The sequence below is a fragment of the Flavobacterium galactosidilyticum genome (assembly GCF_020911945.1).
GTDB lineage: Bacteria > Bacteroidota > Bacteroidia > Flavobacteriales > Flavobacteriaceae > Flavobacterium > Flavobacterium galactosidilyticum.
This window is the reverse complement of the sequence record NZ_CP087135.1, coordinates 786,111-809,618: the sequence shown is the minus strand read 5'-3', so window position 1 is coordinate 809,618 and position 23,508 is coordinate 786,111. Positions and strand designations below refer to the sequence as shown.

At 34.3% G+C, this 23,508-nt stretch carries 21 protein-coding genes; 8 read left to right on the top strand and 13 right to left on the bottom strand.

Features of this window, described 5'->3' with window-relative positions; all coding sequences use genetic code 11:
- The first annotated feature begins 31 nt into the window (after positions 1-31).
- Positions 32-2,095, top strand: coding sequence for a M13 family metallopeptidase (locus LNP27_RS03520; RefSeq protein ID WP_229943131.1), 2,064 nt, complete (start codon positions 32-34; stop codon positions 2,093-2,095).
- Positions 2,096-2,186: 91 nt separating this feature from the next.
- On the opposite strand, the gene LNP27_RS03515 is transcribed toward LNP27_RS03520, so the two are convergent.
- From LNP27_RS03515 to LNP27_RS03490, 6 genes are all read right to left on the bottom strand, one after another.
- Positions 2,187-4,133: a S9 family peptidase gene (locus tag LNP27_RS03515; RefSeq protein WP_229943130.1), complete on the bottom strand. Its 1,947-nt coding sequence runs from the start codon at positions 4,131-4,133 to the stop codon at positions 2,187-2,189.
- 13 nt (positions 4,134-4,146) lie between these two features.
- Positions 4,147-5,088: a DMT family transporter gene (locus LNP27_RS03510; protein WP_229943129.1), complete on the bottom strand. Its 942-nt coding sequence runs from the start codon at positions 5,086-5,088 to the stop codon at positions 4,147-4,149.
- Between the two features lies 1 nt (position 5,089).
- On the bottom strand, positions 5,090-5,986 hold the full coding sequence (locus LNP27_RS03505; RefSeq protein ID WP_229943128.1) for a Rossmann-fold NAD(P)-binding domain-containing protein: 897 nt from the start codon (positions 5,984-5,986) through the stop codon (positions 5,090-5,092).
- Between the two features lie 162 nt (positions 5,987-6,148).
- Positions 6,149-8,473, bottom strand: coding sequence for a M28 family peptidase (locus LNP27_RS03500; RefSeq protein ID WP_428979016.1), 2,325 nt, complete (start codon positions 8,471-8,473; stop codon positions 6,149-6,151).
- Positions 8,474-8,563: 90 nt separating this feature from the next.
- Entirely contained in the window at positions 8,564-8,914 is a 351-nt protein-coding gene (locus LNP27_RS03495) for a hypothetical protein (RefSeq protein ID WP_229943126.1), read from the bottom strand.
- Positions 8,911-10,440, bottom strand: a complete 1,530-nt coding sequence (locus tag LNP27_RS03490) for a bifunctional GNAT family N-acetyltransferase/carbon-nitrogen hydrolase family protein (protein WP_229943125.1) — start codon at positions 10,438-10,440, stop codon at positions 8,911-8,913. Before LNP27_RS03490 ends, LNP27_RS03495 begins: the two co-directional genes overlap by 4 nt.
- A 184-nt stretch (positions 10,441-10,624) precedes the next feature.
- On the opposite strand from LNP27_RS03490, the gene LNP27_RS03485 reads away from it, so the two are divergent.
- Entirely contained in the window at positions 10,625-10,948 is a 324-nt protein-coding gene (locus LNP27_RS03485) for a single-stranded DNA-binding protein (protein ID WP_229943124.1), read from the top strand.
- Between the two features lie 292 nt (positions 10,949-11,240).
- Here LNP27_RS03485 and LNP27_RS03480 read toward each other — a convergent pair whose 3' ends face one another.
- The 5 genes from LNP27_RS03480 to metG form a co-directional block, all read right to left on the bottom strand.
- Entirely contained in the window at positions 11,241-11,747 is a 507-nt protein-coding gene (locus LNP27_RS03480) for a ferritin (protein WP_229943123.1), read from the bottom strand.
- 152 nt (positions 11,748-11,899) lie between these two features.
- Positions 11,900-13,156: an OmpA family protein gene (locus LNP27_RS03475; protein WP_229943122.1), complete on the bottom strand. Its 1,257-nt coding sequence runs from the start codon at positions 13,154-13,156 to the stop codon at positions 11,900-11,902.
- A 278-nt stretch (positions 13,157-13,434) separates the two neighbouring features.
- Positions 13,435-14,127, bottom strand: coding sequence for an HAD family hydrolase (locus LNP27_RS03470; RefSeq protein WP_229943121.1), 693 nt, complete (start codon positions 14,125-14,127; stop codon positions 13,435-13,437).
- Between the two features lie 27 nt (positions 14,128-14,154).
- The gene (locus tag LNP27_RS03465) at positions 14,155-15,042 is read right to left on the bottom strand and encodes a DMT family transporter (RefSeq protein WP_229943120.1); all 888 of its coding nucleotides are present in this window, start codon (positions 15,040-15,042) and stop codon (positions 14,155-14,157) included.
- An 87-nt stretch (positions 15,043-15,129) separates the two neighbouring features.
- Positions 15,130-17,187, bottom strand: coding sequence for a methionine--tRNA ligase (gene metG / locus LNP27_RS03460; protein ID WP_229943119.1), 2,058 nt, complete (start codon positions 17,185-17,187; stop codon positions 15,130-15,132).
- Between the two features lie 682 nt (positions 17,188-17,869).
- On the opposite strand from metG, the gene LNP27_RS03455 reads away from it, so the two are divergent.
- Positions 17,870-18,235: a hypothetical protein gene (locus LNP27_RS03455; protein ID WP_229943118.1), complete on the top strand. Its 366-nt coding sequence runs from the start codon at positions 17,870-17,872 to the stop codon at positions 18,233-18,235.
- Here the strand turns inward: LNP27_RS03455 and LNP27_RS03450 are convergent.
- A complete protein-coding gene (locus LNP27_RS03450) occupies positions 18,225-18,827 on the bottom strand; it encodes a hypothetical protein (RefSeq protein ID WP_229943117.1) in 603 nt (200 codons plus the stop codon). The genes LNP27_RS03455 and LNP27_RS03450 overlap by 11 nt on opposite strands.
- 38 nt (positions 18,828-18,865) lie before the next feature.
- Here LNP27_RS03450 and istA point away from each other — a divergent pair, with 38 nt between their 5' ends.
- Together istA and istB are read left to right on the top strand one after the other, a co-directional pair.
- A complete protein-coding gene (gene istA, locus LNP27_RS03445) occupies positions 18,866-20,413 on the top strand; it encodes an IS21 family transposase (protein WP_229943116.1) in 1,548 nt (515 codons plus the stop codon).
- A gap of 16 nt (positions 20,414-20,429) precedes the next feature.
- Positions 20,430-21,167 (top strand): IS21-like element helper ATPase IstB, encoded by a 738-nt coding sequence (gene istB, locus LNP27_RS03440; RefSeq protein WP_229943115.1) that lies wholly within the window; start codon positions 20,430-20,432, stop codon positions 21,165-21,167.
- A 121-nt stretch (positions 21,168-21,288) separates the two neighbouring features.
- Here istB and LNP27_RS03435 read toward each other — a convergent pair whose 3' ends face one another.
- Complete coding sequence (locus LNP27_RS03435) at positions 21,289-21,447, bottom strand: hypothetical protein (protein WP_229943114.1); 159 nt, start codon at positions 21,445-21,447, stop codon at positions 21,289-21,291.
- 260 nt (positions 21,448-21,707) lie between these two features.
- Here LNP27_RS03435 and LNP27_RS03430 point away from each other — a divergent pair, with 260 nt between their 5' ends.
- From LNP27_RS03430 to LNP27_RS03420, 3 genes are all read left to right on the top strand, one after another.
- Positions 21,708-22,580 (top strand): YitT family protein, encoded by an 873-nt coding sequence (locus LNP27_RS03430; RefSeq protein WP_229943113.1) that lies wholly within the window; start codon positions 21,708-21,710, stop codon positions 22,578-22,580.
- 103 nt (positions 22,581-22,683) lie between these two features.
- Positions 22,684-22,854 (top strand): hypothetical protein, encoded by a 171-nt coding sequence (locus tag LNP27_RS03425; protein ID WP_229943112.1) that lies wholly within the window; start codon positions 22,684-22,686, stop codon positions 22,852-22,854.
- A 69-nt stretch (positions 22,855-22,923) separates the two neighbouring features.
- Entirely contained in the window at positions 22,924-23,463 is a 540-nt protein-coding gene (locus tag LNP27_RS03420; RefSeq protein WP_229943111.1) for a DMP19 family protein, read from the top strand.
- Positions 23,464-23,508: the final 45 nt, after the last annotated feature.

Sequence of the window (23,508 nt, the reverse complement as noted above, 5' to 3'; positions counted from 1 at the left end):
TTTGTGAAAATAACTGAATAACTAATAAAAAATGAAAAAAACAACTAATAAGCAATTGCTTTTTGTGATTCCTGCAATTATGGGTTTTGCTTTGGGTCAAGCCCAAAATGCCCCTTCAACTAAGGAACCTGGGATTAATGTCAACTATATGGACAAAAAAGTGAAACCAAGTAATGATTTCTTTCGCTATGTGAACGGAACTTGGTTGGACAATACCGCTATTCCAAATGACAGAACGCGATGGGGAAGTTTTGACGAATTACGTCAAAGAACGGATGCTGATGCTTTGGAAATCTTAAAAGATGCGACTAAGAATCCCGCTTACAAATCAAACACGGATCAAGGAAAAGCAGTCAATTTGTATCTAACTATTCTTGATACTGTAGCAAGAAACAAAGCTGGTATTGCTCCCTTAAAACCGTATTTAGCAAAAATTAACGCCGTTAAGAACACTAAGGATTTAGAGGCTTTACTTATCGAAATGGAACCTTTTGGTGGTATTGGCTTTTTTGGTGCTGGAGTAGGAACTGATGCTAAAAACAGTAGTAGAAATGTGATTAACTTAGGTCCAGGAAGCGTAGGATTACCTGATAGAGACTATTATGTTTCTGACGATGCGGATTCTAAAGAAAAACGTGCTAAGTATGTTTTACACGTTGCTAAAATGTTGCAATTTCTTGGTGATAAACCAGCTGTTGCCAAAGCAAATGCAGAAAAAATTCTAGCACTTGAAACTGAAATGTCTAAGCCAAGATTAGATAGAGTGGAACGCAGGGATCGTCGTAAGTCCTACAACCCAATGACTTTAGCTGAATTAAGTAAATTGACACCTTCTATTAATTGGAATACTTATTTTACAAAAATTGGTTTAGCAAAAGTGGATACGGTTATCGTTTCTCAACCAAAATACATGACGGCGCTAGAAACTATTTTTAAAGAAAATAAAGTAGCCGATTGGAAAGCATACATGTGCTGGAGTTTATTAAACAGAGCTTCTAGCCAGTTGTCGACTACTGTTGAAAATGCAAACTTCGATTTTTACGGAAAAACTTTAACAGGAGCTGTGAAGCAAAGACCTCGTGATGAAAATGCGCTTCAAACAATTAATGGAACAATGGGTGAAGCCCTTGGAAAATTATATGTAGAGAAAAAGTTTCCGGCTGAAGCCAAAGCTAAAGCGGAGAAAATGATCAAGAATATCTTTCTAGCGTTCGAAAACAGAATTAATAACTTGTCTTGGATGTCGGCAGAAACGAAGGTTAGTGCTGTTGCTAAATTGCATAAATCACGAATTAAAATTGGTTATCCTGACAAATGGAAAGATTATTCAGCTTTGACTATTCAGAGTCCAAAAGAAGGTGGAACTTATTTTGACAATGTTAAAAACATGGCGCAATGGCGTTTCAACGAAAATATTGCTGAGTTAACGAAGCCAGTTGATAAAGATAAATGGGGAATGTCGCCACAAACTGTGAATGCGTATTACAATCCATCCAATAACGAAATTGTATTTCCAGCAGCTATTTTACAACCACCTTTTTACAATTACCAAGCTGATGAAGCGGTGAACTATGGTGGAATAGGTGGTGTTATAGGACACGAAATCTCTCATGGTTTTGATGATTCAGGATCACGTTACAACGCTGATGGAAATTTAGTAGACTGGTGGACAGCCGAAGATTTGAAACAATTTTCAGCCTTAACGGGAGCACTTGCTGCTCAGTACAGCGCTTTAGAGCCTTTACCAGGAACTTTTGTTGATGGTAAATTTACTCTTGGTGAAAATATTGGAGATTTAGGTGGTGTAAATGCGGCTTATGATGGTTTGCAATTGTATTTAAAAGAAAATGGAAATCCAGGATTAATTGACGGATATACTCCAGAGCAACGTTTCTTTATTTCTTGGTCAACAATCTGGCGTTCAAAAATGCGCGACGAAGCGTTGAAAAACCAAGTAAAAACAGATCCGCACTCTCCAGCAATGTACCGTGCTTATGTACCGTTGCAAAACATAGATAATTTCTATAAAGCTTTTGATATTAAAGCAACTGATGGAATGTACATTGCTCCAGAAAAAAGAGTTAGAATCTGGTAATACTTCATTAAATCAGAACTTTTATAATAACGAAAAACCCATTCGCCGCGGCGAATGGGTTTTTCTGTTTTCAATAATAAAGAGTTGACAATTACTTCACTAAATATTCTTCCATAAATCTAATAACAGCCAAACGTTGGTAATCAATATTAGCTTTCTTTTTGAATCCGTGTCCTTCATCTTTCGCTTCTAGATACCACACTGTATTTCCTTGTGCTTTTAGTTTATCACGCATTTGCATAGCTTCGGTCACCGGGACTCTTGGGTCATTTGTTCCTTGAATAATAAACATTGGTTTCTTTATCTTGTCAGTATTATTCAGCGGTGCCATTTTGTCGAAAAACGCTGCCATTTTAGGATCTCTTTCGTCACCATATTCCGCTCTTCTCAAATCACGACGGTATTCTTCAGTGTTTTTCAAAAATGTATTGAAGTTTGAAATCCCAACAATATCAACGGAACATTTTATTTTATCTGCATAATGAAAGGCTGTCGCCAAGGTCAAATAGCCACCATAACTGCCTCCCATAATCATGATTTTGTCTTTGTCTAATTCAGGTTGTTTAGCAATCCAATCTAATAAAGCACCAATATCCTTAACTGAATCTTCTCTTAAAAAACCGTTGTCTTTAGCTAAATAGGTTTTTCCAAAACCAGAGGAACCTCTAACATTAGGGTATAGTAACGAAACGCCCATTTCACTGGTGTAAAAGTTATTTGAACCTAAAAATGAAGCCATCGACTGTCCTTCAGGTCCACCGTGAATCATAATAATAACAGGTCTTTTTCCTTTAAATTTTGGCGAAGCAGGATAATAAAATCCGGATATTTTTAAATCATCAAAACTTTTCCATTCGACATATTTAGGTACAGACATGTCCGATTTTTGCATTTCGCCCAATTCGCTTTCTGTCCAACGATTTGTTTTTCCTGTTTGTATATTTAATTGGTACACATCAGAGGCAGATTGCGCTGTTGACTGATTGAAGAAAATATTCTGATTGTTTTTTGTAAAACGAGCATCGCTTATCAAACCAATAGGAAGATTTTTTACTTCTTTGTAGGCCTTTGTCGCCGTATTCATCAAATACATCTTGTTTAAACCCGCTTCGTTCGTAATAAAAACAATCGATTTTTTATCTTCGGATACGTCGTAATTTTCTACATTCCAGGGAATAGTACTAGTGTAATAAGTTGTTTTCTTAGTTTTTAAGTTCATTGATGCTAAACGCTCAAATTCATTGTCCTTGTCAGTTAGAAACCAAATCTCATTTGGCACATTCGAGAAAGTCGCATCAGATTGCGAAACTCCTTTGCTGTTTCTATCGCTAATTTCGGTTAATTTACCGGTTGCAATATCTAATAACCAAAGGTACGATTCGTTAATAGAAACATATTCACCAATTACTAATTGCTTGCCGTCAGGTGAAATATCTTGAATTCCCCAGCCGCCACCTTTTACTTGTAGAATTAATTTTTCAGTTTTAGGATTGTTAGGATCCATGTAGTAAATATCGCGATCACCACCGTTTCTTTTAGTGGAAGAGTAATAAAATCCCTTGCCATCTTTGCGCCACGTGATTCCTCCGTTTTGAGATCTTCCACCATCGGTCAATAGTGTTGATTGCAAGGTTTTTAAATCAAGTTTAAATAATTGACCAAATTCATTTCCTCCAATGTCTTTAGAATATACTAAATATTCTCCTTTTGTTGGCTCATACGAAGCAGCACTCACAGGCTCATCAAAAAATGTGATTTGCGTTCTCGCTCCCATAACTTGTGAAACATGGTGTAATTGCGAAGTTGAACCAAATCGTGTATTGACGATAATTTCATTTTTCAACGGATGAATTTCAGCTAAAGAAGCGCTTCTAGATTCAGAATATTTTTTAACATCATTAGAAAGTTCTTTTGGGATCTCGGCAATATTTTCTGTAATTAAATTTTCATTAGGAACTACCACACCCTTCTTTTGCTGCGCGTGCGCGATAAACAAAGCTAGAAATGAAGTTGCTAAAAGAGCATTTTTTAATTTCATAATTTTTTAGTTTTTATTTGGTTGTAATTGCGTTTTGTCGTGCTTTTCTTAACGAATAATTGACCATATACAAACCGCTTAAAATAATACTGCCACCAATAATAATTGCCGCGTTAAGTGATTCGTTAAAAATAATAGCACCTAAAATTACAGCAATTATTGGATTTATGTACGCATAAATGGTACTTATGTGCGCTGGTAGATGTTGCAGTGCATAAATAAAGGCAATAAAAGTAAGTACAGAGCCAAAAACAACTAAATAAGATATGGCCCACCACGAAATAGCTGGAATTGAAGTCAATGGCACTCCTGTTCCCGTGGCTCCGGTAAATGCAAAAAGAAAAATACTAGAAATAAACATTTGGATTCCCAAACCAAAATAAGGATTAAAACTGGCTGCTTTTTTCTTAGTATACAATGATCCAAAAGCCCACGTCAATGTTGAAATCAACGAGAGTGCTATGCCAAATCTAAAATCAGGTTGTATAAAATCTGCTAAATGATCGTAGAAAACAACACATACGCCGCTAAAACTGATAAGCAAACCTACTATCGACAATCGGGCTAATTTTTCGCCTCTAAACATACTTATGATTACGACCCATAAAGGGACAAGTGCTCCAATAATAGCTCCCAAGCCGCTACTAATATATTTGACGCCCCAAGTGCTTAATCCGTTACTTAAAACAAAATTTAGAATACTTAGAATAAGAATTGTTTTCCATTGTTTGCCCTTTGGCCAAGGTGCTTTTTTGAATAGAAAAAAGGAAATATAGAGGATTCCGCCTAGAAATTGTCTGATGGCAGCAAGTTGTAAAGGAGGCATGTGTTTAACTCCTTCTTTTGAAGCAATCCATGTAGTTCCCCAAAAAAAACTGACGAAGCATAATGCTAGGATAGGCAATCCTATCAAGCTGATTCGGGAAGAAACAGCATTCTTAATTTTAGTTTTCACTTTACAAATTTGGTTCTGTAAAAGTATATTTTAAACGGTTTATAACTTTGTCATTTTCAATTAATTTTCCATTAGATGGTTTTGAATGATCAAATTTCGGTAAAGCTAAATTCAGTTCGGCTGCTTTTTGAGTGTAATATTGTTCACGTGAAGGATGAAAGTAAGAAACGGCGTTGAAGATTTCATTCCAAGAATTCATTTCTATAATTTTTAAAATAATTCCAATGCAATCTTTTTGATGAATTAAATTAACGGGAGCATCTGGATTTTCAAGGTTTTCACGTCCTGCTAAATATTTTCCGGGTTGTCTGTCAGCACCAATTAAACCACCAAAACGAACTAAAGTAGTTTTAAAGTGGGTATTGTTTTGCAATAGCTGTTCAGATTCCAATAATTGTTTGCCACTTTCCGTATCGGGTTGCGGTTTTGTCAATTCAGTTACGATTAATTGTCCTTCTCCATAAATAGAAGTCGAACTTACAAAAATCACGTTTTGAACAGTCGATTGTTCTATAAATGGGATTAATGTTGCTACTTTTTTTACAAATGTTTTCTCATTCGTTGCAGCTGAATCACCTCGCAATTTGGGTGGAATATCGATTATTAAAGTTTCACTTCCTTGTAAAAAAGAGTTCATAGCATCTGAGAAACTATTGCTATCAAGATTTTCTTTGTCAATAAATAGAGGAATATCTATTAAAAAAGGATAGATTCCTTCGTCCTTCAATATCGAAAGTTTTTCTACAGTTGTTGTTGATCCATTAACCTGAAATCCTTTATAAAGTATGGCTTTCGCCAACGGTAATCCCAACCAGCCACAACCTAGAATGCTTATTTTTCTCATGTTATTTAGTGTAATAGTATGCGTATTTATAAAAATTTCATCTATGGTAACCATTAAATTTAATTAAGCCATTACCCAGATTAAGAATTTTGCGCCCATGTTGCTTAAAACACTTAATTTGTTTGAACGCTTTGACTATTGTCTTTTAAAAATCGATATAAATTTGCTTAATCTGTGTTTACATTTTCTCAATATATAATCATTTGAGCACCTATTTCACTCGACTTTTAAACTATCTATAACCGCTGGAATTTTACGTTTTACTACAGGAATGGTGATGGCGGGAATTAAAACAGTTGGATTAACAATTACGGGACTCGGTTTTATCTTCTCTTTTATCAAAACAGCATCGTTCAATACGAAAGGAGTTGGCATCATCCAATTTTCTCTTTTTTGAATATTAAACAATGGATTTGTCATTAAATCAAAAGAACTTTCTAATAATTCCATATCAAAAATAGCATTGGAATTAATACTGAATTCCAGTTCTAGTGGTGCATTATCCACCAAATAATAACTTAGTATTTTTTTTCCTTTACGCTCGTATAAAGAATTTTTTTGTCCTAAAGTTGTTACTCCATTTGCCTTAAAATTGTAAATTGTCATCTTTTCATTTGCAAAAATATCATATCGATTTACATTTCTATTTGGAGTAATGAAGATCTTTAATTTTCTCTGATTTCCTTCTATTCGATCTTCTAGAAATTGGATTGTAGGTTTTAGAAGTTCTTTTTTAGGCGCATCAACAATATAAGTAAAACCAGAATTGTATTTGCTAAATAATGGAATGGCATTCGTAGGCGTTGCTTCTTTTGGATTTTCACCTAAATAACTTTTAGTCCAAGAATCGAGATTCGTGTCATAAGTGGCCCAACTTGCTTTGTCCGTATCAGCGTTATAAATGTATAATAGACTGTTTGATTTGGCCTTACCAAATTCATAACCGGAATCAAAATGAGCTTTAGCAAAAAATCCAATTGAAACTACAAAAAGCAATAATCCCCACATTCCTTTTTTAGCGAAAGCCCCAAAAACGGGAAGCAATAAGCCAAAAAGTAGTACAGTAAGAATAGCACTTCCAAAAAGCACTTTTAATCCTAAACCTATTGGAAACATTTGGATAAAAGGAGCAATAATTATCAAAGCAGGAATGCTCAAAACAAGAGTTAGTATGTTGTTAGACCTTTGCGTAATAATGAAAATACCAAATATTAATAGGCCAAAATAAACTGGGATAATCAAGAATCCGGCTCCTTGTAAACTAAAAGCAAGAATTCCATTGATAATAATCCAAATGAATAATGGCGCAACATATTGATTTATGTTTGCTTTTTTAGCAGAAAAACGTTGGTAAACAAAAAAGCTGATAGCTAAAGCCAAGAGAACAAAAGCAGCGATATACGAATGACCATTATAAGTGAAGCCGTTCAGCAAATCATTGTATTGCGGATAAACAAAAAGTAATCCCTTCCATCCGAAAAAAGCTATTAATCCAACAAGAGTTGCAGCAATCAGAAACGGGACAAATCCTTTTGCAATTTCAGAAAATGACAAAACTCGTTTTGCTATTCCTAAGAAAATCAGTCCTATAAATAGAATCAATCCAATGATCGTCATTGGTAAAACCCAACTAAAAGGATAGTTTATAAAGGTGTACGGAATTGAAATATAAACATAATCCTCGCTTGCTTGTGTTGTGTTTAAATCAGCATTTGAAAAATATTTCAGTAATGGCATCAAATAAGTGCCTTGATGTGCTAATGTATTTTTGTTTAAATGATTGATGTCATCTTGTGCAGTGTGATAATTATAATGGTCGTCAATGAAGGCAAAATTGTAACCCTGAATGTTACCTTGTTCTCTAAAAACTGTCAAGTCAGTATCGTTAGGTAACATTTTATAAATGCTATACATTAACGAGTTTGAAACCGGAAAAGTGGCTTTTGCAGCAGCAAATTCTTTTACTAAACCTGCATTTCCTTTGTTAGTTTCCATCAACATATAACTTGGTCCCGAAGAACCACGAGCTTCAAAATTGAGAACTAAACCAACTTCTTTTGCCCATTGATGTTGGGTTACAAAAAGAGCAGCGCCATTTAACCCTAATTCTTCTGCATCCGAAAAAAGGATTATAATATCATTTTTATGCGGAGTTTTATTGTGTAAAAAAGCGCGCGCACTTTCGAGTATTGTTGCCACACCTGAGCCTGCGTCACTCGCTCCTGGAGAGTAGGAGTGTGGTGCGCTGTCATAATGAGTAAGCAATAGCAGCGCTTTAGAGTTGGAAGAACCTTTTATTCTAGCCAAAATATTTTTTGATTTTACTAGATTTCCCCAATCGCTAAGTGTATAACCTTCTTGTAGGGAAGTTTCCAGCCCTAATTCATTTAACTCTTTTTGAAGATAATTAGCTACTACCTCATGATTTTTTGAACCCACGTAATGAGGTTGTTTCGAAATTTCCGCCACTTGAGTCAAAGCTCGTTTGGTCGAAAACTCCGTTAGTGGGCGGTCATCATCCGATGTCCATTGAGGCATCATTGTAAAGAAAATTAGCCCCAAAGTTACGGTTAGGAATACAACGGCGATAATTGATGAAGAATCTTTTTTCATTGTAGTAGAATTTGGGTTCTAAATATCTTTTTTGACTAACATATAAAAATCATTATCCAAAACCATATAGCCTTGGTCGTACAGAAAGTAGTAGGTATTTCCTGTTTTAGTCTGCAGAATATTGGTTAAAAATTCGAAATCAAATCCCTTACTCAAGAGTTTTGCCCTTGTCGTTTTCGACTTTCCTTCGGTGTTTAGCTCGGATAGAATGCGGTAATTTTTGCGCAACTTGTTATTAATATTTCGCATATAATTAGTACTGTCCTTATTTATTTTGTTGTTATAGGCATTGCGACAGCCATCACTACAAAACTTTTTGTCTTCCCGACCTACAATTTTCTCTCCACATTCTAAACAGGCTTTGCTCATGGATTTATTTTTTTGATGTCATACAAATCAGTTCTTCGATCCTTAAGAATACGAACACTTCCATGCTCGTGAAGTTCTTTTAACAAATTCAAATCGACATCTACAATAAGCGTCATTTCCGTATTAGTAGTAGCTTCTGCTTTGATCCCATTACTTGGAAAAGCAAAATCCGAAGGTGTAAATACGGCTGATTGTGCATATTGAATATCCATGTTATTTACCTTTGGGAGATTACCCACACAACCCGCAATAGCAACATAACATTCATTTTCGATTGCGCGAGCTTGAGCGCAATGTTTAACTCTCGTGTAGGCATTTTGTGTATCTGTCAAGAATGGTACAAATAAAATATTCATTCCCTCGTCAGCCATTAAGCGCGATAGTTCTGGGAATTCGACATCGTAACAAATCATGATTCCTATTTTGCCACAATCGGTGTCAAAGGTTTTTATTGTAGACCCTCCAGTCATTCCCCAGTGTTGGACTTCGTTTGGCGTTACGTGAATTTTAGAATACATTTCTGAAGTTCCGTCTCTTTTGCAAAGAAAACCGACATTATATAAGGTGCCATTTTCTAAATATGGCATACTTCCAGTGATGATGTTGATGTTATAAGAAATAGCTAATTCCTGAAAACGCTTCCTGATTGGATCAGAATGCTTCGCTAATTCGCGTATAGCCTCTGCTTCTGATAAATGATTGTAATCAGCCATCAGTGGTGCGATGAATAGTTCTGGAAATAGTGCAAAATCACTTCCATAGCCAGAAACAACATCTACAAAAAATTCGCATTGTTCAAATAAAGCTTCTAAATTGTTCAATTGGCGCATTTGCCATTGTACTAATCCTAGTCTAATAACACTTTTTTCTAAGTTTATCAGTCTTGGACTTTCGTCAAAATAAATATTATTCCATTCTAAAAGAACGGCAAATTCTTTCGAATCGGCATCTCCTTGTAGGTAATTTTTCATTACCCGAATCACGTGGAAATCATTACTCAACTGAAATGACAGCACTGGATCATGTAATTCTTTTCTCTTAACCTTCTGGATATAATTCTTAGGTGTCATTTCTTTGGCATGTTGCCCGTAATTTGGAATTCTACCAGCAAAAACAATAGCTTTTAAATTCAGTTGTTCGCACAGTTCTTTTCGAGCATCATACAAACGTCTTCCTAATCGCAATCCTCTATAGTTGGGATGAATGAAAACATCAATTCCATACAGAACATCTCCATTTGAGTTGTGCGTTGAAAAAGAGTAGTTTCCTGTTATATCCGAATAATTATGGTTTTTATCTACTATGCTCTCATCTACAATTAGCGATAGCGCTGATCCAACTACTTTTCCATCAACTATAATAACCAATTGGCCTTCTGGGAAAATGTTTAATAATTTTTCAATTTGATGTTCTCTCCAATAAGAACCTACCATTTCTGGGTACGATTCAACCATTGAATTTTTTAATTCTTTATAGTCGTCGTATTTTAAATTTCTTAATTCTACTTTATTTATATGGGTTTGCATACTACTGTGTTTTTACCAAATATAACGATTTATTTCCATTTACAAACGTTTACAAATAGTTACAACCGAAAGTAAGTAGTTAGTGACCGAATAATTTTTGCAAGCCATCGCATCTTTGTACCGTTGATTCGAATGAACGTTTTAACAATCAAACTATATATACTAATATTAAAATTTACACGCCATGAAAAACACAGTACAATTAATCGGACACGTAGGACAAGATCCAGAAGTGAAATCTTTAGAAGGTGGAAAAAAATTAGCAAATATTTCTATCGCTACAAATGAAGTTTATTACAAAGAAAACGGTGATAAAGTAGAGAAAACGGAGTGGCATAGAGTTAGCGCTTGGGGGAAAACTGCTGACATCATTGAAAAATATGTTACCAAAGGAAAAGAAATTGCCATAGAAGGGAAACTAACGCATCGCAGCTATGACGATAAAGATGGCGTTAAGCGATTTATAACAGAAGTAGTTGCAAATGAAATTTTGCTTTTAGGTAAATAAAAATTTATTATCTATAAAAAAATAATGCCCTCTGATCGAATCAGAGGGCATTATTTTTACTAGGATAGTTTTTTCAACATATCAAACATTGGACAACGTTTGCAGCGTTTTTCCTCTCCTTTTTTAAATTTCTTGCAGCATTTAGATTTGCAGTTTTCTACAATCTTGATGTTTTCAAGAATTTCTTTTTTATCTTTTTTCTTCTCCTTCTTTTTCTTTTCCAATGTGTTCAGAATTAAAAACTAAGGCAAATGTATGTTATTTTTATCTATTCTAAATAAATTTTAACATTTTAAATCGTAGGTTTTGTAATAGCAATTTGCTGTAAGTCTCTGTCAAACAAATATAAGCCACCTTTATCATCCCCAATTAAGTTGATTTTGTCTAGGATTGATTTAGCTGTTGCTTCTTCTTCTATTTGTTCTGCTACGTACCATTGTAAAAAATTATGTGTAGCATAATCTTTTTCTGAAAAAGTAATGTGTACCAATTCATTTATAGAATCAGATACAAAAATTTCATGCTTGTACAATTCTTCAAACATTCCCTTGAAGGTTTCGTAAGTGGTTTTTGGTGCTTTCAAATCTGTAATTTGTGCATGACCACCGCGTTCATTTACATATTTTATTAATTTCAGCATGTGCAGACGTTCCTCGTCTGATTGTGCAAACATAAATTGTGCAATTCCTTCTAAACCACTGATTTCGGCCCAGCAAGCCATTGACAAATACGTTTGTGAAGACTCTGCCTCAATCCGAATTTGTTTGTTTAGTGCAGTTTCGATATTTTTTGATAACATAATAATAGGTTTTTAGTAAATATACGAAAAGAATTAGAAAGTACTAATCGATATGTTATTGTCAAACCTGTAATTTTTCCTTGTAAAGCATAGAAATAAAAAAAGCCCAAAAGGAAATTTCCTTTTGGGCTTTAAGTATTATAAGTTGTGGATTACTTTACCATGAAAGTAACTCTTCTAACTAATTTTCTAGCAGCATCAGAATCTTTGTTTACTGAAGTATCTTCACCAGCAGCAATTACATTTAATCTTGAAGCAGCAATGTTAGCTTTTACTAAAGTATTTTTGATAGTAGTAGCTCTTGCATTAGATAATTTATCGTTGTAAGCAGATCTTCCTAATTCGTCAGCATGACCAATAATGTCAACTGAAGCTGAAGGATTGTTTCTTAAATAAGTTAAGATAAAATCAGTTCCTTCTGTAGAAACATTTGTTGGTTTAGATTTGTTGAAATCAAAATAAGTAGCAACATAACCACCGTTAATTAAGCTTTTGATTAAATCATTATTGTAAACACCAGAATTATTTCCGCCATTAGCAGCGTAATTTTTCAATATGAAAGCTTCAGTAGTATCGTCTACGCCATTGTTGTTTTTGTCGATAGATTGTCCTTTAGTGTTAACTAAGGCTCCAGCAGCAGTATTTTTTTCAGTATCTAAATAATCAGCTACACCATCGTTGTCAGCGTCAACCATTTTATCTTCGATTGCAGTAACTCTATCTTTCAAAGAAACTACTTCTTTATCAGTAAGTGTAACCCAGTCAGCATGTTTAGTGTTTTTACCTAAGTAAACAGTAACACCAACAGTTCCGTTGAATAAAATTCCACCAAAACCTCTACCTGAATAAGCGCTAGCAGCATCAAAAGCAACATCTTGACTTGCATTAAGAATAGTTGTAAAGTCTCCAGTTAAAGCTACTCTGTTAGATAATTTGATTTGACCAGTTACACCAGCAATAAAATTACCCATTCTGTCTTTAATTGCAGAATTTTGATCTTCTAATTGAGCTAAACCGAAACCTGCATGTCCTAATAAACCAATAGTATTAGTCCAAGTTTCAAAATTCATGATTCTTCCTAAGTTAGCTACTGCTTGAAGATCTGCTCTGTAATATTTAGTGTCAAATGAAAGAGAATTGTTTTTTCCTTCAAAACTGTTGTAACCGAAGTCGGCTTTTAAACCAAATTTGTTGTTGAACATGTATCTAGCTCCAAGATCAACTGTGTAAGGGCTTGGTGTAGATGTAAAATAATTAGCTGACATTGGACGCTGTGTTTTGTTAACACCACCCGCTAATTCAATAGACCATTTGTTATAGTCATTCTCTGTAGTTTTCTCATTCATAGTTTGAGCATTTACAGTTGAAACTGCAGTTGCTAAAACTAAAGCAAACATTAATTTTTTCATTATTGTATTTTTTTAGATTCCATGCAAAAATACAACATAAAATTAGATAAGAAATTTACATCAGTTAATTATGTAAATAAAATCGAAAATTTAGTAAATACCTATTAATTAGTAAGGATATATGCGGTTTAGGAAATTAATTAACGAATTAATCTAGTTTAATAGAATTTTTCTGCTTTTTTTATTAGAAAATGTGCAAGTAAAATACTGTTATTATTGTTAATAATGTTAAAATTAGAAAAAAAAACCTGTTAACTTTTTAAATACAGGTCTTAATTTTAATTTTCGAAACGTGTTAATACATCGATTATTTTATCATACGACCTAAAATTCTCATGTTCAACTTTATGATTTATTTTTTCGTGCTCCCACGTAGTGTGAAAAGGGATGTGAACTGCGTGTCCGCCAATGGCTAAAACGGGTAAAACATCTGATTTTAATGAATTTCCAATCATAAAAAAATCTGAAGGTTCAATTTCTAATCTTTTAATCAAATCCGTGTAGTCAATTTCCTGCTTGTCGGACATCACTTCAATATGATGAAAATATTTTCCTAGCCCTGAATTGTGTAGTTTTCTGCGTTGGTCTAATAAATCGCCTTTAGTAGCAACAACTAGTTTATACTTGCCATGTAAAGCTTTTAGCGTTTCTTCCACTCCATCTAAAAGTACAATAGGTCTTTCAGTCAATTCTTTTCCGTATTGAATAATGCGTTCAATTGCTTCAATGGAAATAGTGTTGTTAGAGATTTTCATTGCCGCTTCAATCATGGAAAGAACATAACCTTTGATGCCATATCCGTATAATTTTAAATTGGCGATTTGTATTTTGAAAAGCTCTTTTGAAATACCCTGATGGGACAGATAGTCACTCATTAAACTACAGAATTTTTCTTCGGTCTCTGCAAAATAAGTTTCATTTACAAATAGAGTATCATCTGCATCAAAGGCAATTACTTTTATATTTTTCATAATTTTTGTTTCTAAAGTAGTTTTGTTTTAATCTTTTTTTAATAGATTTCGCAATGAAATTGTTTTAGAATAGAAGGTGATTCTAATTCCCAAAAGTAGAATCAAACCTCCAACGATCATTTGTAATGTTATTTTTTCGTCTAAAAAAAGCCAAGCCAAAATAGTAGCTAAAACTGCTTGTCCTAATAAAGATAAAGAAACTCTAGTTGCACGCATATTTTGGGTAGCATAACTGATAAGTAGCCAAGCAATCAATTGGCATACTATTCCTTGAATGAACAATACGAACCATCCTGTGTCAGAAAAACCGGTAAACGGTTCGTCCGTAACTGCACAAATTATTCCAAGAAATAGAGTAGAGGTGATAAGGGTAACTAACATGAAAGAAAGTACATCCATCTCCTTAAGCACATCTTTACTAACTAGCATATAAACCGCATATAAAACACCAGATAATATTGCTAAGATAAAAGCCATGTTAAAATCTAAGTTTATGAAAAATTCAAATCCTACAAGAGTTGTCATCCCAAATATTGCAATCAATGTACCTATCCAAAAATTAGTTGCTGGTTTATTTTTTAAAAACAAGAAGGAGCCTACGCCTACCCAAACGGGTGATAAATTAGTAAGTAAAGTGGCTTGTGTCGCACTAGATTGTTGTATAGAGATATTCCAAACAGCAACATCTGAAGCGAATAAGAGACCACAAACAATAGCGAGAATCAAAATACTTGTTCGAGGTAATTTAAATTTTCCTGTTACTAAAATGTAAGGAAGCAATAATCCACCTGCAATTGCCATTCTATAAAAAGCCGAAATCAATCCACCAGTTAGTTGCAGTTTTACCAAAATGGGAAAAACAGAAATACAGATAATTCCAATGGCTAGAGCTAATCGTGGTTTTGCATTCGTCATTTTTGTTTTTTATTTAAAACACCAATTTCACTAATTCCCACGAATAAATTTGTGATAATTAGTGAAATTGGTGTTGAATTCAATTTCTTAATTTATTGTTTCGCCATTGGCAGCATCAGCATCTGGGTTTACAAAAACTAGTTTTTCTTCTGCATTGGTGGTCATCAAGATCATTCCTTGACTTTCAACTCCACGTAGATTTCTTGGTGCCAAGTTTACTAATACAGTTACTTTCTTTCCAATGATATCTTCGGGTTTAAAACTTTCGGCAATTCCTGAAACAATCGTACGGACATCAATTCCTGTGTCTACTTTTAGAATCAAAAGCTTGTTTGCTTTTGGCATTTTAGTAGCTTCTAGAATAGTTCCCACTCGCAAATCCATTTTGGCAAAATCATCAAATTGAATCGCTTCTTTTTGTGGTTCTACTATTTTGTTTTCCGCTTTATTCGCTGTTTTTGTAGATTCTAATTTATCTATTTGCTTTTGGATTTCCTCGTCTTCAATTTTGGCAAACAGTAATTCGGCTTCTCCAATTTGGTGGCCTGCAACAATCAAATCTGAAGATTCTGAAATAGTATTCCATGACAATGGAGTTTCTATTTTTAATATTCTTGATAATTTAGTTGCTGTAAAAGGCAAGAATGGTTCGCATAGCGAACTCAAAGCAGCTGCTATTTGCAAAGAAACATACATTTGCGTTTGCACGCGTTCTGGATTGTCTTTGATTACTTTCCAAGGCTCTTCATCAGCTAAATATTTGTTTCCAAGACGAGCAACATTCATCAGCTCGCCCAGTGCTTCTCTAAATCTATATCTTTCTATAGAACTTGAAATCACGGCTGGATATGCTTTTAATTCCGTCAAAGTTGCTTGGTCTACTTCGGATAATTCATTAGGCGTAGGAACAACTCCGTTGTAGTATTTATTAGTCAACACTACGACACGATTAATGAAATTACCATAAATCGCGACTAGTTCGTTATTGTTTCTAGCTTGAAAATCTTTCCATGTAAAGTCATTATCCTTTGTTTCCGGCGCATTAGATGTCAAAGCGTAGCGCAAAACATCTTGCTGGCCAGGGAATTCTTCCAAATATTCGTGCAACCAAACCGCCCAGTTTTTAGACGTTGATAATTTGTTTCCTTCCAAATTCAAGAACTCATTGGCAGGAACGTTATCCGGCAAAATATAACTTCCTTCGGCTTTAAGCATCGCTGGGAAAATGATACAATGGAAAACAATATTGTCTTTGCCTATGAAATGAACCAATTTTGTGTCTTGATCTTTCCAGTATGGTTCCCAATCTTTTCCTTCGCGCAAAGCCCATTCTTTTGTAGAAGAAATATAGCCAATCGGCGCATCAAACCACACGTATAATTTTTTTCCTTCGGCACCTTCAACGGGAACATCAATTCCCCAATCGAGGTCACGAGTTACGGCACGAGGTTCTAATCCACCATCAATCCACGATTTTACTTGTCCGTAAACATTCGGTTTCCAGTCATTTTTATGTCCCACGAGAATCCACTCTTTCAAGAAATCTTCATAACGATCCAAAGGTAAAAACCAGTGCTTCGTTGATTTCATAATTGGAGTTTCTCCCGTAATTGTCGATTTTGGGTTAATCAAATCCGTAGCATTCAGCGTAGAGCCACATTTTTCACATTGGTCACCGTAGGCTTCTTCGTTGCCACATTTTGGACAAGTTCCCACCACAAAACGGTCTGCCAAGAATTGATCCGCTTTGGCATCATATAATTGCTCGGTTACTTCCTCGATAAAATCACCTTTTTCATATAGTTTTCTAAAGAATTCAGAAGCTGTATCATGATGAATTTTAGCCGAAGTTCTAGAATAATTATCAAATGATATTCCAAAATCAGAGAACGATTTACGGATGATTCCATCATATTTATCGATTACTTCCTGTGGCGTAATGCCTTCTTTTTTTGCTTTCATCGAAATCGCCACTCCGTGTTCGTCACTTCCGCAAACGAATAAAACGTCTCTTCCTTGTAATCTTAAGTATCTGGAATAAATATCAGATGGCACATAAACACCCGCCAAATGGCCAATGTGAATTGGGCCGTTCGTATAAGGCAATGCCGCTGTAATGGTATATCTTTTTGGATTTTGTAACATAATTCAGTTTAATTTCGTGCAAAAATAAGCATTCCAATTTTTATTTGAAGCAATTTCCCGCTATACGTTACAATCTTTTGTGCCGTCCCTACATTAGGGAGCAGCAAAAAAGGATTTTCACTGCTATCGGGGCTAGGGTTTTTAGATTTTCACAACATTTGTCATTCCGAGGAACGAAGGAATCTCATCCAATATGACAAGCATGGTAAAATCATAAAGTGATTCCTAACCCGCTGTAATGACAATTCGATTTTTGGTAATTAAAATTGTAGTTTCCTTACAAACTTTTCTTTAATCTCAATTTTCATAGCTTTGTCAAAATTAATCCAAAGCAAACAAAATCATAATGAATAAATCCTATATAAAATGCTTAGAGTGTAATACTGTAAATTTAAACAAACAGTATTGTACAAACTGCGGCGTCTTACTGGATTTAGTTCTCAAACGCCGAATGTAAACGGAAAAAAAGCTTCAAGAAAAAAAGGATCAAAAAGAAGTTGCAAGTAAAGTAATTAATAAATTTGAAGTCTTTTTTGATAAAGGTTTAGAACACTCAAATATTATAATTAGGTTACTTTTTAAAGCTGTATATTCTATTTGGCTTTTCTTCGCTGTGATTATCGGAGGACTTATAGCACTCGTAACCGCAACTGTTGCAGGTTAAATAAAATAAGAGTTTTCAATGTTTAGAAAAGTGCTTTATTTCACAATGGTTTTTATTGCTTTGACAATTTATTTGATGCAGCGCTTAAACTTACCATTACCAAGCATAGTCAATAATTATGCTAATGATTTATTGTATCTTCCTTTAGTTCTTGGTGCGATTGAATTTATAATTAGATGCGTTAAAAGAGATTCTTCTTTTAGATTACCACTTTGTTTTGTCATTTTTTTAGCGATCTCTTATTCTGTTTTTTTCGAATATTATCTTCCTAAAGTAAATTCTAGATATACAGCAGATTGGATTGATGTAGTGCTATACTTTGTGGGTGGAATAGTGTACTTTTTTATTGGCAATAAGAAGAAAAATATAAGTATCATTTTATAGTTTCTATAATTTCGATTTGGTACACGTACTTTAAATATAAAAAGAAAAAGGCTAACGAAAGAAACAATATAGCAAGTCCTATTACACCTGTATTTATTTTGAGACCTGTTTGTGAAATTTCGATATTAGTGGTTTCAGATTCTATAGTTGTGGTCTCGGCTTTTGGTTTTAAAAGATTATCTTTTATCTGCACTTCTAAAAGTTGAAACTGCTTGTAGGAAAGAAAAAGCCCCATTCCTACAATGAGCATAACTATAACAAAAATAAAAATACTACTATAAAATTGCCATGTAAAACAACGCTTTTGATGCATTGCAGTAAAATCATATTGTTTTAGTTGTCTGTCAAGTTGCACAGAATCTAAAGCAGGATTATTAACCGAAAATTTTTGTTCTAATTGTTGGAGTAGTTCCTTTTTGCCTGCTTGTTTTTTTGGTAATGAATCTAGAGTTGAGGCAAAATCATTGACTATATTGGAAAAACCGGTCAAATTGACCACCAGTTCCAGAGCAAACTGACCACCACTTTCCAGTTCAAATTGACCACCTAATTTTGGGGTAAATTGATTATTAAAAACTACTGACTTTTTCATGTTGTTAGCACCATACATTCGTTAAAAAAATACGGATTATGGCAAACAAAATAACAGACATGAGTAAAATTAGAAAAGTAATTAAATTCTATTGTGAAGGAAAGAGTAAGTTGTTTATAAGTAGCTACTTATCCCTTTCCAGGAATACGGTAAAGAAGTATATTTCTTTATTTGAAGTTCTCGGATTAAACTTTGAATTAATTGATAGAAAAACAGATGCAGAACTAGAACTTTTGTTTTCACAGACTACTGTGGAATCCATTAGTCCCAAATTGCAGATCCTATACGATTTTTTCCCTAAAATGGAACGTGAACTAAAGAAAGTTGGCGTTACCGTACAACATATGTGGGAGCAATATATTGCCGTAAACCCCGATGGTTACAGGAGTTCGCAATTTGCTCATCATTACAAAGTATGGGGTAAACGAGTCAATCCTGTAATGCATATGAATCACAAAGCCGGTGATAAAATGTATGTGGATTATGCCGGAAAAACACTCTCCATCATTGATAAAGATACCGGAGAAATCAAAGAAGTACAGTTTTTTGTAGCCATATTGGGAGCCAGCCAATATACCTATGCAGAAGCTTCCATGAGCCAACAAAAGGAAGATTTTGTTACTTCGGTAGAAAATGCCATGCGTTTTTTTGAAGGTACTCCTGCGGCAATTGTTCCCGATAATTTAAAATCTGCAGTGATAAAAAGCAGTCGTTTTGAGCCAACAATCAATGAAACCCTGGCTGATTTAGCGGAACATTACGAAACTACAATCTTACCTGCCAGGGCTTATAAACCAAGGGATAAATCATTGGTTGAAGGTGCGGTAAAGATATTGTACAGAAGGATTTACGTAACTCTAAAAGAAACCAAATTCTTTTCTCTAGAAGAATTAAACCAGCAGATATGGGATTTATTAGATGCTCATAATAGTCGAAAACTCACAGGACGTCCTTACTCCCGTAAAGAATTGTTTTTAGAAGATGAGAAACAAAAACTACGCCCACTACCACAAGAACGCTTTGAAATCAAATACCAATCCTTTGCAACGGTGATGCAAAACGGACATGTCCAATTAAGTCAAGACAAAAATTACTATAGTGTTCCGTATCAATATGTAAAGAAAAAAGCCAAACTCTTGTATACAAAATCAACCGTGGAGATCTATTACAAATACAATCGAATAGCCATTCATCCGAGGAATTACAAACCTTATGTCTATACCACAACCCCAGAACATTTAGCCAGTACACACCAATTTGTAGCCCAATGGAGCGCTGCTCGCTTCATTGATTGGGCCAGCAGTATTGATGAGGCAGTAGCAGAATATATCATGCAGATAATCGAAAGCAGGAACCATCCTGAACAGGCTTATAAAAGTTGTTTAGGAATACTCAACTTCGAAAAAAAGGTTGGTAAACAGCGATTAATAAATGCCTGTAAACGGGCACTTGATTTTAGAATTTACAATTTTAAGACCATACAGAATATTTTAGAAAACAACTTAGACCATATTGATTTTGAGCAAGAACCCGAGCAGGAACTCCCGAATCACGGTAACATAAGAGGAAAACAGTATTATAACTAAATTAAATCTTGAAAACATGAATGAATCCACAGTAACAAAAATGAAACAAATGAAGCTTTATGGTATGTTCAATGCTTTTAAAACAGCCATTGAAAGCGGGAAAACAGACCACTACACGCTAGATCAGTTTGTATCGATGATTATTGATGCCGAATGGGATGAAAGACATAATCGTCGCATTGAACGCAGTATCAAGAATGCCCGATTCCATTACAAATCAAATATTGAAAGTATCAATTTTGACCAAACCCGTAATCTGGATCGAAACATGGTGCTACGTCTGGCAGAATGCGAATTTGTAGAGAAAAACGAAAACATTTTAATCACAGGAAGTACCGGTGTGGGTAAGAGTTATTTAGGTACAGCATTAGGTTATCAAGCCTGTATACAGGGTTTTAAGGTAAGTTATTTTAATACTTCAAAGTTGTTTGCTAAATTAAAAATGGCCAAAGCAGATGGTTCTTATCTTCGAGAACTGGCAAGAATAGAACGGCAAGATGTTATTATACTGGACGATTTTGGACTCCAAGCATTAGATAGTCATAACCGAATTACCCTTTTAGAGATCATTGAAGACAGGCATAATAATGGTTCTATAATTGTAACATCACAAATCCCAGTGCAAGGCTGGTATGACATCATTGGAGAAAAAACAATAGCTGATGCAATTTTGGATAGGCTGATACATCAATCTCACCGAATCGAATTGCACGGAGAATCTATGAGAAAAAAAAGGGGCATAAACAAAAGCTAATATTTAAGTATATTTGAATACTAATTAACAGATGAAAAAAAGTAGTTTTTAATGAAAAATGGAGGTGGTCATTTTGCTCCGGAATTAGGTGGTCATTTTGAATTGGAATCAGGTGCTCACTTTAAATTGGAATTGGGTGGTCAATATCACTGGAATTTGCAGTGCCATCATTATCGTCTGTCAACGTGCAATAAGTGTCAATATCATCTTGGTTGTAATTTTTCATATGATAGAGCTTTTCTGCATCTACAGTAAGAACTATCTGTACATTTTTTCTCATAATATATTTTTTTAAGATTTAAAATATTTACGTAGGTACAATTATAATTGTGTAACATAATGATTTTTAGTAACTTGCAACTTAGGTAATCAAAGTTAATAATTTTCTTTTAATCAAGCGATACAATTGAAAGTTTAAAAGAGAAAATCAACAAAGTATGCGAATTTGACTTACAAAATGATATTGTAGATTATTATTTCATCTAGTTTTACCACTAAGATCTAGTCTAGTTAAGATTTTTATTTCAAATAAAAATAATTATGAGTATCAACTGGAAAGAAATTCTTCATCCTAAAAACATTATTTTAAATCTTGTTGGCGTTGCCTTTATAACTTTAGCGCTAAAAGGTTTCATGATTCCTAATAAGTTTTTAGATGGCGGAGTAATTGGCGCCTCTATTCTACTTCACGAAATTTTTCATGTTCCTTTTGGAATTCTAGTACTTGTCCTAAACCTACCCTTTTTATACATCGGCAAAAAAATATTGGGAAATACTTTTGTAGTTCAAAGTCTATTTACTTTTACCCTTATAGCCGGCAGCATGACTTTTATTCATATCGATGCAGTAACTTCTGACCGATTACTAATAGCTTTATTTGGAGGTTGTTTGGCTGGTGTAGGAATGGGACTTTGCATTCGAAGCGGTTCTGTGGCAGATGGAATTGAAATTCTTGCCTTACTAACCACTCGAAAAATTGGTTTAAATGTGTCAGAGGTGATTTTTGCAATCAACAGCGTTATCTTTTTATCCGCGGCTGTGTTTTTTGGGATTAGTACCGCTCTATATTCTATTGTTACATATTTTTCAGCGGTCAAATCTCTAGATTATGTGACTAATGGAATAGAACATTACACTTCTTTACATATTATTTCTGGAAAAAGCGAAGAGATAAAATTTTTGATAGCAAACCAATTTCGAAAAGGAATAACTGTAATAAAAGGGGAGCGCGGTTTTTTGCCTGATAGTTTTGATCAAAAGCAAGATTGCGACATTATTGTTACAGTAGTGACACGCTTAGAATTATTGAGAATAAAAGAAAAAATTGTTGAGATTGATCCCGAAGCATTTATGTACATTCAATACATTAAAGATGCTAGCGGCGGAATTCTGCGAAATAAATCCAAGCATTGATTTTGTTAGAAATACTGCTGTTTATTAAAATAAATTTGCTGTATTTCGCTAGTAAAGTGATCTTGATTATATTTGTAAAAGTAATAATCTAAGATTGTATGTTATGGCAAAAGGACCCGAGAAAAACACTAAAAACAAGGCTTTGCACACTAAATTACTCAATCGTAAAAAGGCTAAACTTCAAGAAGAAAGGAAAGAAAAAGCCTTGCGATTGAAAGCTTTGGTCGCTAAAATGAATCAGAAAAAGATTAGTGATGAACCTGATAGTATATAAATTGCATTGTATTTCTTTTCTGTTTTATTTTACCCGAAATTTGCCGCAAACTCCTTAAATAATACTCCAATGGAATTCGGTAGAATCATAATTTCAGAAACAGCAGCAAATAGTGAAAATCCTCAAGATGTAATCAACTCTAATATTTCAGTGATTAACTTGATGCGTGAGGAAAAAATAGATGATGATTTAATTCATGAAGATGCGTTGATGAGCTATTATTTAGATTATTATACCTCTCAATGTACCGAAGGCAATTTTGCGCAATTTGTATATAATTCAAAATGGAATACCGAGCTCAACGAATTAATTGAGGAAGGTTTGCAGTTACTTGGTGCCGAAAAACATTTGGAATTATTCCAACAGCAATGCAAGAAAGTAAAACTGATGAGCAGTGTAAAAAGAGATAAGTTTTTTAAAGGAAAACTGGAAGGCGTAAATCCTATCCGAGATTTGCTCAACAACGACACTTTTTTTGAAATTGAAGAAAACTTGGTACAACTTAATGCTGATTTTCTAAAAACTCATCCAGATTTAGAGGTGCTTTCTGTCGATGATATGTTTGCAACGTTGGAAGAGTTTGTAGGTCACGACATTAACAGAGAATAGTGATAAAATAAATTTTGATGGATATTTTTAGCCTAAGTATTACCG

Coding starts and splice junctions, on each gene's coding strand:
- LNP27_RS03485 (WP_229943124.1), top strand. CDS start 10,625: ATGAAAAACACAGTACAATTAATCGGACACGTAGGACAAGATCCAGAA.
- LNP27_RS03465 (WP_229943120.1), bottom strand. CDS start 15,042: ATGACGAATGCAAAACCACGATTAGCTCTAGCCATTGGAATTATCTGT.
- LNP27_RS03420 (WP_229943111.1), top strand. CDS start 22,924: ATGGAATTCGGTAGAATCATAATTTCAGAAACAGCAGCAAATAGTGAA.
- LNP27_RS03430 (WP_229943113.1), top strand. CDS start 21,708: ATGAGTATCAACTGGAAAGAAATTCTTCATCCTAAAAACATTATTTTA.
- LNP27_RS03500 (WP_428979016.1), bottom strand. CDS start 8,473: ATGATGCCTCAATGGACATCGGATGATGACCGCCCACTAACGGAGTTT.
- LNP27_RS03505 (WP_229943128.1), bottom strand. CDS start 5,986: ATGGTTACCATAGATGAAATTTTTATAAATACGCATACTATTACACTA.
- LNP27_RS03520 (WP_229943131.1), top strand. CDS start 32: ATGAAAAAAACAACTAATAAGCAATTGCTTTTTGTGATTCCTGCAATT.
- LNP27_RS03515 (WP_229943130.1), bottom strand. CDS start 4,133: ATGAAATTAAAAAATGCTCTTTTAGCAACTTCATTTCTAGCTTTGTTT.
- LNP27_RS03450 (WP_229943117.1), bottom strand. CDS start 18,827: ATGAAAAAGTCAGTAGTTTTTAATAATCAATTTACCCCAAAATTAGGT.
- metG (WP_229943119.1), bottom strand. CDS start 17,187: ATGTTACAAAATCCAAAAAGATATACCATTACAGCGGCATTGCCTTAT.
- LNP27_RS03425 (WP_229943112.1), top strand. CDS start 22,684: ATGGCAAAAGGACCCGAGAAAAACACTAAAAACAAGGCTTTGCACACT.
- LNP27_RS03490 (WP_229943125.1), bottom strand. CDS start 10,440: ATGCAAACCCATATAAATAAAGTAGAATTAAGAAATTTAAAATACGAC.
- istA (WP_229943116.1), top strand. CDS start 18,866: ATGGCAAACAAAATAACAGACATGAGTAAAATTAGAAAAGTAATTAAA.
- LNP27_RS03455 (WP_229943118.1), top strand. CDS start 17,870: ATGTTTAGAAAAGTGCTTTATTTCACAATGGTTTTTATTGCTTTGACA.
- istB (WP_229943115.1), top strand. CDS start 20,430: ATGAATGAATCCACAGTAACAAAAATGAAACAAATGAAGCTTTATGGT.
- LNP27_RS03495 (WP_229943126.1), bottom strand. CDS start 8,914: ATGAGCAAAGCCTGTTTAGAATGTGGAGAGAAAATTGTAGGTCGGGAA.
- LNP27_RS03435 (WP_229943114.1), bottom strand. CDS start 21,447: ATGAGAAAAAATGTACAGATAGTTCTTACTGTAGATGCAGAAAAGCTC.
- LNP27_RS03470 (WP_229943121.1), bottom strand. CDS start 14,127: ATGAAAAATATAAAAGTAATTGCCTTTGATGCAGATGATACTCTATTT.
- LNP27_RS03475 (WP_229943122.1), bottom strand. CDS start 13,156: ATGAAAAAATTAATGTTTGCTTTAGTTTTAGCAACTGCAGTTTCAACT.
- LNP27_RS03480 (WP_229943123.1), bottom strand. CDS start 11,747: ATGTTATCAAAAAATATCGAAACTGCACTAAACAAACAAATTCGGATT.